The organism is Nocardia sp. CA-128927, assembly GCF_050955855.1.
GTDB lineage: Bacteria > Actinomycetota > Actinomycetes > Mycobacteriales > Mycobacteriaceae > Nocardia.
Map to the genome: position 1 here is coordinate 5,750,182 of NZ_CP192087.1, position 15,095 is coordinate 5,765,276.

Here is a 15,095-nt window from a genome sequence, read left to right on the forward strand (position 1 = left end):
TTCGTGCTGCCACAACGTGTAATCCACGTATTGCACCGGCAGCGGCTCCCACCCCGGCGCCCGATACTCGAGCCGCGCGGCGTACGCCTCCGACAGGTCCCGCAACAGCGGCGTCATCGACCAGCCGTCACCGGCAATGTGATGAATCAATACCACGGCGACACATTCGTCAGCGCCGTGCCGGAATACGTTGGTGCGGATGGAGATTTCCGACGACAGGTCGAATCCGTACCGCACCGCCGCGGTCACCGCCGAGTCCACCTCGGCAGGTTCCACGTCGGTGATACTCACCGGCACGTCGATGCCCTCGAGATCGAGGACCCGTTGGGACGGCACACCATCGGCGTCGACGAAGATCGTCCGCAGACTCTCGTGCCGGGCGACCACGTCACCGATCGCGGCGCTCAACACCGATACGTCCACGCCGTGCAACCGCACCGCCAACGCCATGTTGTAGGTGGCGGACGGCCCTTCCAGCCGGTGGATGAACCACAGCCGCCGCTGCGCGAACGACAACGGGATCACGTCCGGTCGCGGCCGGGCCGACAGCGCGGGCCGCACTTGCACTTCCGCGTCGAGCCGGGGCACCAACTCCGCCACGGTCGGCGCGTCGAAGACCGTCCGAATCGGCACCTCGACGCCCAACACCACCCGAATCCGACTGGCCAGGCGGGTGGCCAGCAACGAGTGGCCACCCAGCGCGAAGAAGCTGTCGTCGATACCGACCCGGTCGAGTCCGAGGATCTCGGCGAACAGTTCGGCCAGGACCCGCTCCCGCTCGGTGCGTGGGGCTCGATACGCCAGTGCGGAGGCGAACTCCGGGTCCGGCAATGCCGCGCGGTCGAGCTTGCCGCTCGCGGTCAACGGCACCGCGTCGATCACCATCACCGTCGCGGGCACCATGAACTCGGGCAGTCGCTCGGTCACCCATCGGCGCACGTCGGCGGCGAGCAGACCGGCGTGCGGGTTGTTGGCGTACGCGCTGAGATCGTCCACGGGCGCTGGTGCGGCGTACACGTCGGTCAGTGGTTGGCCCTGTGCTGTCGCGATGTCGATGAAGATCGCATCCATACGATCCGGCTCCGCGGACCATGTCACCGCGGTCGCGTATCCGAATTCCTGCCCCAGCAGGTGCAGGTCCTCGGGCAGTAGACCCGCACCCGCCCGGTCGGCGATGGTGTCGAGCATTCCTTCGAAGGTGACGCCGAGCGCGTCGGTGGAGGTGCCGGGCAGGCCTGCCCGGATTCGGTGCGTGGCCTCGATCTGCCCGACCAATCCGGCATGCGGGATCCCGGTGACGCGAACTCCGTCGGTATGTCGGGTGTGCAGGAGGGTGCGCAGCCAATCATGGCCGCGGAAACCGGCTTTCGGCGTGTCGGCGACCGATCGCGGTTTCGTCGGAGTCTTGTGCAGGACAACGTCGTATCGGTATCGGGTCAACTCGTTGACCGAGAATCCGCGCTTGAGCTGGATGTCGACTGCGTCGAATCCGGTTGCGTCACTGCACAGCCCAACGAAGTACTCGGGTGCCAGCAGCAGCTCTTGCTCGGCGGACATGTCTCGGCGGACTCGATCACCGACCGCCGCCGGGTCGTCGCCACCGTTTCGGCTGATCTGTACCGCGGTGGTGAACTCCTCGAGCAGCGTCAGGTTGCGGACATCGCCGACGAATACCGAACCACCGGGGGCCAACAGTCCCTGTACCTGTTCGAGGACGGTGTGCAGGTAGTGCTGGCTGGGGAAGTACTGGATGACGGAGTTCAAGACCACGGTGTCGAAGTGCCGTTCCGGCAACCCATCGCAGACGTCCGCCGCCTGGGCCCGCAACACGACACGATCCGCCAGTCCCGAATCGAGTTCCGCCAACTGCTGCCGCAGCGTGGCGATGGTGGCGGCGGAGAAGTCCGTCGCCCAGTATTCCTCGCAGTCGGGAGCCAACTCCGACAACAACAATCCCGAACCCACGCCGATTTCGAGCACGCGCCTGGGGTTCAGGCCCCGAATCCGGTCCACGGTGGCCGACCGCCACTCGCGCATCTGCTCCACCGGAATCGGCACCCCCGTGTAGCTGCTGTCCCAACCGCCGAAATCCGCGCCGAACTCGGTGCTGCCGGTGGAGACATGTTGGGCGCCATCTTCTTTCCCGATCGCGACGCCGGAGTACAGGTCGTCGTACACCCGACGCCACTGCCCCACCAGTTCGTCTTCACCGACGATCGGCCCGGATTGATCGGCGACCACATACCCGACCAACTGCTTGCCGGTGTCGGTGTCGCGCGCGACCACTACCGCTTGGGCCACCGAGGGATGTTGGGCCAGAACGGTTTCGACCTCGCCCGGTTCGACGCGGAAGCCGCGGATCTTGACCTGATCGTCGGCTCGGCCCGCGAACTCCAACTCCCCCAGGCTGTTCCAGCGCACCACGTCACCGGTGCGATACAACCGACCACCGGATGGGTCGAACGGATCGGCGACAAACCGTGCCGCCGTCAACCCCGCCCGACCGTGATAACCACGCGCCAACTGGGCACCGGCTACATACAACTCACCCGCCACGCCGACCGGAACCGGCACCAGCCACGAATCCAGCACGAATACCCGCGTATTGGCCACCGGCGAGCCGATCGGCACCGCCGAACCCATCGCGTCGTCGGGCACGCTGTAGGCGGTCACATCGACAGTCGCTTCGGTCGGCCCGTAGAGGTTGTCGACCCTCACGACCCCACACTTGGCTTTCAGTGCATCGACCAGCCCGACGGTGAGCGTGTCGGCACCGGTATTCACCTGTTGCAAACTTTGGAACGGATTGTCGGGCAATGACTCCGCGTGATCGACCAACGCCGACAACAGCGGTGGCGTCGCGAACATCTTCGTTACCGACCGGGTCTGCACCAGCCTCGTGATCTCCACGAGATCCGAACGCTGCTCACCGGCCACGACCAGCGTCGCGCCACCGCACAGCGCAGGCCAGATCTCATAGGTCGAGGCATCGAACGCGACCGAAGAATGCACCAAGATTCGGTCCTCCGGCGAGGCTTGCCAAGCCTGAGCGACCAGGTTCACCACGTTACGGTGCGTGATACCAACGCCTTTGGGGACGCCCGTGGAGCCGGACGTATAGATCACATAAGCCAGATTCTGCGGTGCGACCGCAGCGGCCTGATCCAGCCCGGTCCAGTGCTCGACCTCGGTCGTGTCGGGAGTATCGAGGTAGAGGCGAGGCGTTATCGCGTGCGGCAGCGACTCCGCGGTAGCCGAGTCGGTCACGACGACAACCGGAGCGGCGTCGACGAGCACGAACGCCAACCGATCCGAAGGATAAGCCGGATCGATCGGCAGATACGCACCACCGGCCTTCAGCACCGCCACCAGCGCCACGATCAGTTCGACGGACCTCGGCAACGCGACCGCGACAACACCGTCCGGGCCCACCCCGCGCGAGATCAGCACGCGCGCCAACCGATCGGCTCGGGAATCGAGTTCCCGATAGGTCAGCTCGGTATCCGCACAGGTGACGGCGACCGCGTTCGGCGTCCGGGCGACCTGAGCGCCAAGCAATCCGACCAGGGTGGTGTCGGGGATATCGACGCTGGTGGCGTTCCAGTTGTCCAGCACCAGCTCACGTTCGGCACTGCCGAGCACATCGACCGACCCCACGGGGACTTCCGGGGCCGATACCAGCTGTTGCAGCAACCGCACCAGCCGTTGCGCCATCGTCTCGACCGTGGACCGATCGAACAACTCGGTCGCGTACTCGACGAACCCGTCCCACCCCGCACCGGCGGGCGCGTCAGCGATGTTGAAGAACAGATCGAACCGTGCGGTCGCGGTCGACGCGGCGTAGGGCTCGATCCGCACTCCGGACAGCTCCAGCGCGGGCAGGCTGTTGTTCTGAAATGCCAAGGACACCTGGAACAACGGGTGGTGCGCTGCCGAACGGGCGGGGTTGAGCAACTCGACCAGCAACTCGAACGGAACATCCTGATTCTCGTACCCGGCCAACGCTTTCGCCCGAACCTGGCTCAACAGCTCGGTGAACGACGCCGCCGGAGACACGGTGGCGCGCAGCACCCAGGTGTTGACGAAGAACCCGACCAGATCGGTCAGCGCCTCGTCGGTGCGACCGGCGATCGGGGCGCCGATCGGAATGTCTTCTCCGGCGCCGAGTTTGCACAGCAACACGGTGAGCGCCGATTGCAGCACCATCGATACCGTGGCACCCTCGCGGGCCGCCAATCGCTCTACCGCGGTGCGGATCTCGGGATCGATGCCGAACAGCACCATGTCCCCGCGATAACTGGCCACCCGCGGCCGCGGCCGGTCCATCGGCAACCGCAACTGCTCGGGCAAGCCGTCGAGTTCATCGCGCCAGTAGTTGAACTGCTGCGACAACACGCTGTCGGATTCGGTCGACGACCCGAGCAGTTCGCGCTGCCACAGCGTGTAATCCACGTACTGCACCGGCAACGGGCCCCACCCGGGCGCCCGATCCTCGAGACGCGCCGCATACGCCGCCGACAGGTCGCGCAGCAACGGCGTCAACGACCAGCCATCACCGGCGATGTGGTGAATCAACAGCACCAGTACGCACTCATCGGCACCGCAGCGGAACACGTTGGCGCGGACGGGAATCTCCGAAGACAGGTCGAACCCGTACCGCACCGCCGCGGTCACCGACGCATCGAGCTCGGCGGCAGCAACATCGGTCACCGCGAACGGCACCTCGACGCTGTCGACGTCGAGTACCCGCTGCGACGGCACACCGTCGGCATGGACGAAGACCGTCCGCAAACTCTCGTGCCGGGCGACCACATCACCGATCGCCGCGCGCAACGCCGACGCGTCGCCCCCATGCAGCCGCCCCGCCAACGCCATGTTGTACGTGGCAGAAGGTCCCTCGAGCCGGTGGATGAACCACAGCCGCCGTTGCGCGAACGACAACGGAATGACATCCGGTCGCGGCCGAGCGAGCAAAGTCGGGCGCACCTGGACACCGGCGTCGAGCCGAGTCACCAACTGCGCCACCGTCGGAGCGTCGAAGACCGTCCGAATCGGCACCTCGACGCCCAGCACCACTCGAATCCGGCTCGCCAGGCGGGTGGCCAGCAACGAATGACCGCCCAGCTCGAAGAAGCTGTCGTCCACGCCGACCTGGTCACGCCCGAGGACTTCACCGAACAGCTCGGCCAGGACTCGCTCCCGCTCGCTGCCCGGCGCCCGATACCGCACCGAGGACAACAACTCCGGCTCCGGCAACGCCTCGCGATCCAGTTTGCCGTTCGCGGTCAGCGGCACCGCGTCGATCACCAATACCGCGGCGGGCACCATGAATTCCGGCAACCGCCCGGCGGCGAACTGACGCACCTCGCCGCCATCGAGGTCTTCCGACGCGACGACGTACCCGATCAACTGTTTACCGTCCTCGGTGCCGATGGCGCGCGCCACCACCACCGCGCGGGACACCGAAGGATGTTGGGCCAGTACGGTTTCGACCTCGCCGGGTTCGACACGGAAGCCCCGGATCTTCACCTGGTCGTCGGCCCGGCCGACGAACTCCACTTCCCCAAAGGAGTTCCAGCGCACCACATCACCGGTGCGATACAACCGGCTACCGACCGGATCGAACGGATCGGCGACAAACCGAGCCGCGGTCATCCCCGCCCGACCGTAATAACCACGTGCCAGTTGGGCACCGGCCACATACAACTCACCGGCAACCCCCACCGGTACCGGCATCATCCACGAGTCCAGCACGAGCGCCCGGACATTCGCCAGCGCGGACCCGATCGGCACCGAAACACCGTCGAAGTCCGCTGCGGCCTCGAACGGACGACGGATCGCGAATGTTGTTGTCTCGGTGGGTCCGTAGACGTGCACGATGCGCGTCTTCGGGCAGGTTCGTAAGGCCTGCGCGAAGACCTCCGGCGGCATCTCCTCGCCGCCGGTCCACACCGTACGAAGACCGGCGAGCGCGTCGGGGCACTCGTCGACGAACAATTCGAACAGCCGCGTGGTGAGGAAGGCCGCGGTGACCTCATGGTCCACCAGCAGGCGGCCGAGCGCCGCGATGTCGGCGCGGTCCGACGGCGCGACGACGACCCGGCCGCCACCGAGCAACGGCACCCACATCTCGTAGGTGGAGGCATCGAAGGCGACCGAGGAATGCATCAGCACGGTACGGTGGTCGCCGTCGCGCCAGACCGGATCGGTCGTGAAGGTCACCACGTTGCCGTGTGTGACACCAACGCCTTTCGGCACACCGGTGGATCCGGAGGTGTAGATCAGGTAGGCCAGATTGCCCGGCCGCACCGCGACACGTGCCAGTTCCGTTTCGGCTGTCTCGGTGGTGTCGAAGCTATCGAGACAGAGGTGCGGTGCCGTCGTCCGGGGCAGCAGCGGCGCGACAGCGGAGTCGGTGACGAGAACCACCGGCCTTGCGTCGGAGAGGATGACCCTCAACCGATCCGAGGGGTAGGCCGGATCGATGGGCAGATACCCACCACCGGCCTTCAACACCGCCAGCAGCGCGACGATCAACTCCACCGAGCGCGGCAATGCCACCGCGACAACAGCATCCGGGCAGACCCCACGCGCGATCAACGCCCGTGCCAGCCGATCGGAACGAAGATCGAGATCCCGGTACGACACCTCGGAGTCCGCGCAGACCACCGCGATCGCATCCGGGTTCGCGGCGACCTGCGCATCGAACAGCTCGACCATGGTCACGTCTCGATCGGCCTGGAGGGTGCCGTCGTTCCACCGATTCAGCACCAGGTCGCGTTCGTCCGCGTCGAGAACGTCGACGGACCCGACTGGGGCGTCCGGGTTCTGCACCAGCACTCGCAGTATCCGCACCAACCGCGCCGCCGTGGCTTCGACCGTGGACCGGTCGAACAGATCGGTGGCGTATTCGATGTATCCGTCCCAGCCGAGCGGGGCCGGGGCATTCCCGTTGTCCCGGCGACCGGCAACCGTGTCACCGATGTTGAAGGTCAGATCGAATCGCGATGTGGTGACGGGCGGCGTGTACGGCTCGACCACGATCCCGGGCAGCTCGAGGCTGGGCACGGCGTTGTTCTGCAACGTGAGCAGTACCTGGAACAGCGGATGGTGTGCCGCCGAACGGGCCGGGTTGAGCAACTCGACCAGCGACTCGAACGGTGCGTCCTGATTCTCGTAGGCCGCCAACGCTTTTGCCCGAACCTGGCCGAGCAACTCGGTGAACGACGCGGCGGGGACCACGGCGGCGCGCAGCACCCAGGTGTTGACGAAGAACCCGACCAGATCGGACAGGGCGTCATCGGTGCGACCGGCGATCGGCGATCCGATCGGAATGTCCTCCCCCGCACCGAGTTTGCACAGGAGCACGGCCAATGCCGACTGCAACACCATCGATACCGTCGCGCCTTGACGACCGGCCAACCGTTCCACTTCGGTGCGCAGGTGCGGATCTATGCTGAAAAGCACCGCGTCGCCGCGATAACTGGCCACCCGTGGCCGCGGCCGATCGATTGGCAACAGCAACCGCTCCGGCAACCCGTCGAGCTCCGTGCGCCAGTACTCGAACTGCCGCGCCAGCACACTTTCCGGATCGGTCGACGAACCGAGCAACTCTTGCTGCCACAGCGCGTAATCCACGTACTGCACCGGCATCGGCTGCCACTCCGGGGCCCGGCCCTCCGTACGCGCCGCGTATGCCGCGGACAGATCCCGCAGGGTGACCGTCGCCGACCAGCCATCACCGGCGATGTGGTGAATCAACAGCACTAACAACCAGTCATCGGTGCCGCACCGAAATACACTGGCCCGCACCGGGATCTGCGTCGACAGGTCGAACCGATGCGCGGCCGCCTTGGCGACCGCCGCATCGACCTCGGCCGGGTCCACATCGGTCACCGTGATCGACACCTCAACGCTGTCCGCATCGAGTACCTGCTGAGCCGGGACTCCATCGGCTTCGACGTAGATCGTGCGCAGACTCTCGTGCCGCGCAACGACATCGCCGAGCGCGGCCGCGAAGGCCACCGCGTCGAACGTGCCCGTCAACCTGGTGGCCAACGGCATGTTGTAGGTGGCCGACGGCCCCTCCAGCCGGTGGATGAACCACAACCGCCGCTGCGCGAACGACAACGGAATCACGTCCGGACGTGGCCGGACCTGCAGTGTCGGGCGGATCTGCACATCGGTATCGAGCCGAGTCGCCAACTGTGCCACCGTGGGCGCGTCGAAGACTGTCCGAATCGGCACCTCGACACCCAACACCACCCTGATCCGACTGATCAGCCGGGTGGCGGACAAGGAATGCCCGCCCAGCTCGAAGAAGCTGTCGTCGACGCCGACCCGGTCGAGACCGAGCACCTCGGCGAACAACACGGCCAGCGCCCGCTCGCCATCGTTGCTCGGCGCTCGGTACGCCATCGAGGAGGCGAACTCCGGGGCGGGCAGCGCGGCACGATCGAGCTTTCCGTTCGGTGTCAACGGCACCGAGTCGATCACCATCACCATGGCCGGCACCAGGAATTCCGGCAGCCGCTCGGCGGCGAACCGGCGCACCTCCGCGCCATCGAGGCCGGGCCCATCCGCGTGGCCGTTGCCCGCGCCACGTTCGGCGACCACATACCCGACCAGCTGCTTGCCACCCTCTGCGTCGAGGGCCACCACCACCGCCTGCGACACCGAAGGATGTTGCGCCAGCGCGGTTTCGACCTCGCCGGGCTCCACCCGGAACCCACGGATCTTCACCTGATCGTCGGCACGGCCGACGAACTCGAGCACCCCGCCCCAGGTCCACCGGACCACATCGCCGGTGCGATACAACCGGCCACCGTCCGGATCGAACGGGTCGGCCACGAACCGGGCGGCCGTCAAACCCGCCCGACCGTGATAGCCACGCGCCAACTGCGCACCGGCCACATACAACTCACCCGCGACCCCGACCGGAACCGGCGCCAACCACGGATCCAGCACGAACGCCCGCAGATTTCCGAGCGGGGACCCGATCGGGCTGCCGCCACGGGTGACATGCGCCGCCGACAGATCCAGTTTGGTGACATGCACCGTGGTCTCGGTGATCCCATACATGTTCACCAGGGCAGGCAGGTCGCCATGACCGGACGAATACCAGGGCTGCAAGTGGGCCGGATTCAACGCCTCGCCGCCGAATATCACCATCCGCAGCGCGGATTCCGTAGTGCCGCAGGCTGATCGAGCCTCCGCCAACGCGTAGAACGCCGACGGCGTCTGATTGAGGATCGTCACGCCCTCGCCGACCACCAGGTGCCACAGCTGCGCGGGGGTGCGCACCACGTCCCACGGCACGACCACGACTCGGCCGCCGTGCAGCAGCGCTCCCCAGATCTCCCAGACAGAGAAGTCGAAGGCTTGGGAATGGCACCAGGCCCAGACATCGTCGAAACCGAAATCGCACCAGTGCGCGGTGCTCAGGAAGAGCGAGGCCACGTTGCGGTGGGTGACGGCAACACCTTTGGGCGTGCCGGTGGAACCGGACGTGTAGATCAGGTAGGCGAGATTCCCCGGGCGTGGTGTAGCGGGCCGTGCTTCATCAGACCGCGCGACATCGGCCTCCTCGACATAGATGAGGGGCACTCCGCTGTGCGGCAGCGCTTTTGACGTGCCGATGTCGGTGAGGACGGCGATCGGTGCGGCATCTTCGAGGACGAACGCCAACCGCTCCGCAGGATAGGCCGGATCGATCGGCAGATACGCGCCGCCCGCCTTCGACACCGCCAGAATCGCGACGATCAGCTCCACCGACCGCGGCAATGCCACCGCCACCACGCAGTCGGGCCGCACTCTGCGTGAAATCAAGGTTCGCGCAACGCGATTCGCCCACTCATCGAGCTGCCGATACGAGAGCTGGACGTCACCGGACACCACCGCCAGCGAGTCCGGCGCCTGACCAACCCGATTCTCGAACATTCCCACCAAGGTCGCGTCCGGATCGACCGGCACCGCTGTGTCGTTCCACGTCTCGACCACCAGCGGGCGATCGGCACCGAGGATGTCGACCTCCCCGATCGGCGCGCCCGGATCGGCTATCGCCTGCCGCAGGTATCGCACGATCGATCCGAGATAGCGCTTGAGGTCGTCGTCGGTGTAGAGCTGTGCGTCGCCCTCCAACCGCAGGTAACCGCCGCGGGACGACTGACGCTCGTAGTAGAAGACGATCGACAGATCCCCGCTGTTGCCGGCCGAGAAGACTTGCAGATCAGCCGTTCCGCCAGTCATCTCCAAGGCGCCGAAGAACGACATGACGTTGATGACCGGACCGAACGGATTCCCCTGGGAGTTCGGCATTTTCAGGTCGCGCCGGATGTCCGACATCCCGTATCGCAGGTGCGGTCTGGCGCTCGAGATGGTGCCGTGGATGCGTTGGGCCAGATCGCCGAGCGACAGGTTCCGGCCCGAGTCGACCAGCATGGGCACGGTGTCCGAGAGTTGGCACGGCGTCCTACCGGCGACGCCGACTCGATTGGAAACCGGTATCTGCACACAGAATTCGTCCCGCAACGCGTGCCGCTGGATGGCCGCCGACGCAACGGACATCAGCAGATAGGGCAGCTTGACACCGACCGCTTGCGCGGAGCTCATCAGCGCGCCCAGCTCCGCGCCCGAAAAGCCGTGCGTGCAACCGATTCGGCCCGGCTCTGTGCCATTGTCCGCGCTGCCGGGGAGTTGCAGCGGATCGATCCCGGCCGGGATCTGTCCACGCCAGTAGTCCCGATCAACCGCCTGTTGGGTGCGGCGATACTCGAGATCGCTGTCGACGATGTCGTCGATGCGTGCGAAACCGGCAGGCGCGATGGATGTTTCGGCCGCCAGGGCGCCGTACACATCGAGCACGCGCTGCGCCCAGGTCGCAACACCGACACCGTCCATGATGATGTGGTCAAAGCACATCGACAGGATGTAGTGCTCGTGGCCGACCTCGAGCAGCGCGACGCTCAACAGCGCGTCCTGCTCCAGGTCGAAACCCACCTGACGCTCGTGGGCCATGTAGTCGAGCGCGGCCGCCACCGGATCCGGCTTCTCGGTGAGATCCAGGTACGACGGCGCCCAATCGGTGATATCGCGCGCTACCTGCATCGCCCCTTCGGCGCCACGGACGAAATTGACCGTGAGCGAATCCGACTCCGCGAATGTGGTGCGTAGCGCGGTGAAGAAATGGCCGAGTTCGAGATCAGCGTGAATATCGATGTAAACGATACAGTTGTTCGGAATATCTGCCAGCTCGTGCGCAATCCAGAGTTCCTTCTGAATAGAAGTCAGACTGCGCAGCAGTGATTTGTTACCGGAATGCATGGCAAACTCCCTCGCTTATCACCTATGCCGGGCGGTACCGATCGACTGCAGGCCGAAAACAGTTGTTTTCGGCGATACCGGCCCGCAGCGCACTCGTGCTCCGTCCACCCCGAATCCCCGTGGGCGACAACCCCGCCCGCTGCCTGCGGCAGCCCGGCTAGCCGACGACTCGGCCGCTGTACCACATGCGCGAACCGGCAAGTGGGCGCTTGGCCATAACTGGGCGCGCAGTTACGCGACCCACCGCTTGTCGACTGCCGCAGACGTCGGACCCCCCGAATCATGCTGTCGCACACTCGATCAGGATGTCGCAGCCTGCATAACTGCGGCTGTACTAGTGCGTAAATGACTGGTCAAAGTGGTAACTATCGCTCGATCTCGCTTTGCACGAGTGCCGCGCCCCCTATGCTTTGCGCTGGCAGCACATGGTTCAGGAGGGCTTGTCCATGGCTCAAACACAGATCAGATACGGTGTGCTCGGCTCGTTCACGGCATGGTGGGATGACCGTGAAATCGAGCTGGGTCCAGCGAAACAACAGGCAGTGCTCGCCGCACTACTGCTAGAAATGAACCGTCCAGTTTCGGTGAACGCAATCATCGACGGAGTGTGGGGCGAACACCCACCGAGCGACGCGCGCAACGGAGTACAGACTTACGTCAGCCGCCTGCGCCGCGCGTTGGCGCCGCGCCGCAGGGTCGCCGAACCCGCTCTGGTGCGGGCCGATACGGGGTACGTGCTGCACGGCGACCCGTCGCTGTCGGACCACGTCGCGTTCGACCGGCTGATCGCGACCGCCGAGCGTTGTCGCCGCGACAGCGACCTCGCGGCGGCGGCCTCGCATACCGATGCGGCGTTGGCGCTATGGCGCGGTGAGCCTTTCAGCGGCCTGGCCGGCCCGATCATCGAGGCCGAACGACGCAGGCTGCAGGAGCGGTACCTGGCCGCGCTCGAGCACCGCGCCGGAATCAAACTCGCCCGCGGACAGCACGCGGAAGCTGTTGCCGAGCTCGCGCCGCTGGTCAGCTCGTATCCGCTGCAGGAACGGTTTCGAACGCTGCTGATGCTCGGGCTCTACCACTGCGGTCGCCAGGCCGAGGCGTTGATGGTCTTCCAGGACGCGCAGCGTCGGCTGGCGGACGAGATCGGGATCGAGCCGGGGCGCGAACTGCGCGAGCTGCACCGGCGGATCCTGCGCGACGAGATCGAGCCGCCGGTCGAGGCCACACATACACAGACCGGTCGGAATGAATCTGCTTACGGCGGTGCTGATTTCATCGATCTGGACCAGAAGTCGCCCGGGCCATCGGCCACTATGGCTGTGGAAGAGGCGCCCTTGATCGGGTCGGTCGGCGGTCTCAGCAAAACGACGCCTCGACCCGAGGTGCTGCCGAGCCGAAACCAGCTGCCCCGCGATATCGCGGATTTTACCGGTCGCGAAGCCGAGGTGGCGCGGCTGCTTGCCGACATACCGCCGGAAGCGGCCCGGCAGAGCGTGCTGATCGAAGCGATCGATGGCATGGCCGGTGTCGGCAAGACGACGCTGGCAATTCACGCGGCTCATCAACTCAGCGATCGGTTTCCCGACGCACAGCTGTACCTCGATCTGCACGGCCACGCCGCCGAGAGCGCACCCATCGAACCGATGGTGGCGCTGGATCGGCTGCTGCGCGCGGTCGGCGTGCCCAGTGAGTCGATACCGCCGGATCTGGACGCCCGAGCGGCGTTGTGGCGCACCGAGATCGCGGCCCGCTCGGCGCTGCTCGTGTTGGACAACGTCGCCGACGCCACGCAGATTCGGCCGCTACTGCCCGGTACATCCAGTTGCCTCGTGCTGATCACGAGCCGCCGCCGCCTGGTCGACTTGGAGGTCTCCAAAAGCCTGTCGCTGGATGTTCTTTCGTGCGCGGACGCGACGGCACTGTTCGCCACCATCGTCAATGACGACCGGGCGGTGGCCGAGCCGGACGCGGTCGAGGAGACCGTTCGGCTGTGCGGTTATCTGCCGCTGGCGATCCGAATCGCGGCGGGCCGCCTGCGCGCACGTCCGGTGTGGCCGATCGACCGGTTAGCAGAACGACTTCGACATCCGAACAACCGGCTCGAGCACCTGTCCGCGGGGTCGCGCAGCGTGGCCACCGCGCTCACTGCCAGCTTCCAGGACTTACCGCTCGATCAGCAGCGCACGTTCCGGCTGCTCGGCCTGCACCCCGGCCGCGACTTCGATACCTATGCAACCGCCGCCCTGGCCGATATCGGGATCGACGCGGCCGAGCAGATCTTGGAGGCGCTGGTCGATGTGCATCTGCTGGAGCAGGTTGTCTCCGAGCGCTACCGATTCCACAACCTGGTGCGCGATTACGCCGCGACGCTGATTCAGCCGTCCGATCTGGACGGCGCCGCGGCGTTGACGAGGCTGTTCGACTACTACCGGTATGCCGCGTGGGCAGTCGGCAGCAAGATCCTGCCCGATCGGATCAGTCGCATCGTCGACCTGCCCAGGCCGGTGACCCCGATGCCCGCGCTCGCCAGTCATCAGGAATGCGTGGCCTGGTTGCACAGCGAACGGCTCAACCTGCTGGCCATCGCGCGCGAGGCGACCAGGGGTCGCTGGTCCGACTACACCGGGTTGTTCTCCGAGATCCTGTGGTGGCCTTACGTCACCGGGCTTCGCTGCTCCGACGACGCCATCACGTTGCACTTCGACGCTGTCGAGGTCGCGCACAGCAACGGCGAACAGGCGGAGGAGTGCCGTTTGCTGGTCAATCTCGGCTACACGCTCTGGCGGATGCGGCATTGCAGGCAGGCGCTGGTGGTGCTCAACGACGCCGTGCGGCTGGCCCATGGCATGGGTGACTACGGCAGTGCGGCAAGGGCAATGCACCACAGCGGGCTGGTCTACTTCCGGCTGGCGCGGTATCGGGATGCGCTGATGGGGTATCACCAGGCCCTGTCGTTGTCGCGGTGGAGCGGTGACAAGTTCATGGAGGGCTACGCATTACAGGGCCTGGGGCAGGTTCATGAGCGGATGGGTTACTACGACGAAGCGTTCGAGTATCTTCGGCTGGCTGTCGGTGTTGCCGACGAGACCGGCGATCCTTATCTGCGTTCCTGCGCCCTGATGCGGATCAGCGACACCGATGTGCGGATCGGCAGGTATGACGACGCCCTCGCACACCTGGAGGACGCCAGGAAGACGCTGTCGCCGATGCCGTCGAATACCCTTTTCCACAACTACTTTTCGATTCGCATCGGCAACGTCTATTGCGCGATGAAGCAGTTCCCGGCGGCGCTCGACAGCTTGCGGACGGCGTTGGCGCGGGCAGAGCGGAACAATGACCTGATCCTCAAGTGCAGCACCCATCTCGGTATCGGCGATGTGCATCGGCGACAGGGGCAGTACCGCGAGGCGCTCGGGCACTACGAGCGGGCGCTGCACATTGCTCGTGCATCCGGTTCGCCGTATGAGGAGGTGCTTTCCTACGATGCGATCGCGACGGTCAACTACTGTTCGGCGCACTTCTCCGTGGCCCGGCAACGCTGGAAGGCGGCGCTGGCGATCGCCAGTCGTTTGGGCGTGCCGGAGACTCGACGCATCGCCAATCATGTGGCCAGCATCGACTCGACGTTTCTGGCTGCCTCCGCGACTCGGGCGGCCGAGGCGCATTCGGCTGAGTTCCGTCGGGCCGCGGATTTGATTCGGGGCAGTATCTCGCCTGGGCAGCGGGCGGCGGCGATGGCGGCGATGGCTGATCCGGAGGGGCCTTGACCCACT

General features: G+C 65.9%; 2 protein-coding genes (1 of these 2 running past the window's edge). One reads left to right on the forward strand and one right to left on the reverse strand.

Going from position 1 to position 15,095, the window contains the following annotated elements; genetic code table 11:
* On the reverse strand, window positions 1-11,322 hold the 5' portion of the coding sequence (locus ACQPW1_RS26975) for an amino acid adenylation domain-containing protein (protein WP_433654355.1). The gene continues 3,924 nt to the left of window position 1, outside the view; the window shows 11,322 of its 15,246 coding nt (coding positions 1-11,322); the start codon lies at window positions 11,320-11,322; its stop codon lies off the left edge, out of view.
* Window positions 11,323-11,768: 446 nt separating this feature from the next.
* Here ACQPW1_RS26975 and ACQPW1_RS26980 point away from each other — a divergent pair, with 446 nt between their 5' ends.
* Window positions 11,769-15,089, forward strand: coding sequence for a BTAD domain-containing putative transcriptional regulator (locus ACQPW1_RS26980; protein WP_433654357.1), 3,321 nt, complete (start codon window positions 11,769-11,771; stop codon window positions 15,087-15,089).
* Window positions 15,090-15,095 lie beyond the last annotated feature (6 nt).

Excerpts from the sequence above, each read along its gene's own strand:
- ACQPW1_RS26980 (WP_433654357.1), top strand. The coding sequence starts at position 11,769 with ATGGCTCAAACACAGATCAGATACGGTGTGCTCGGCTCGTTCACGGCA.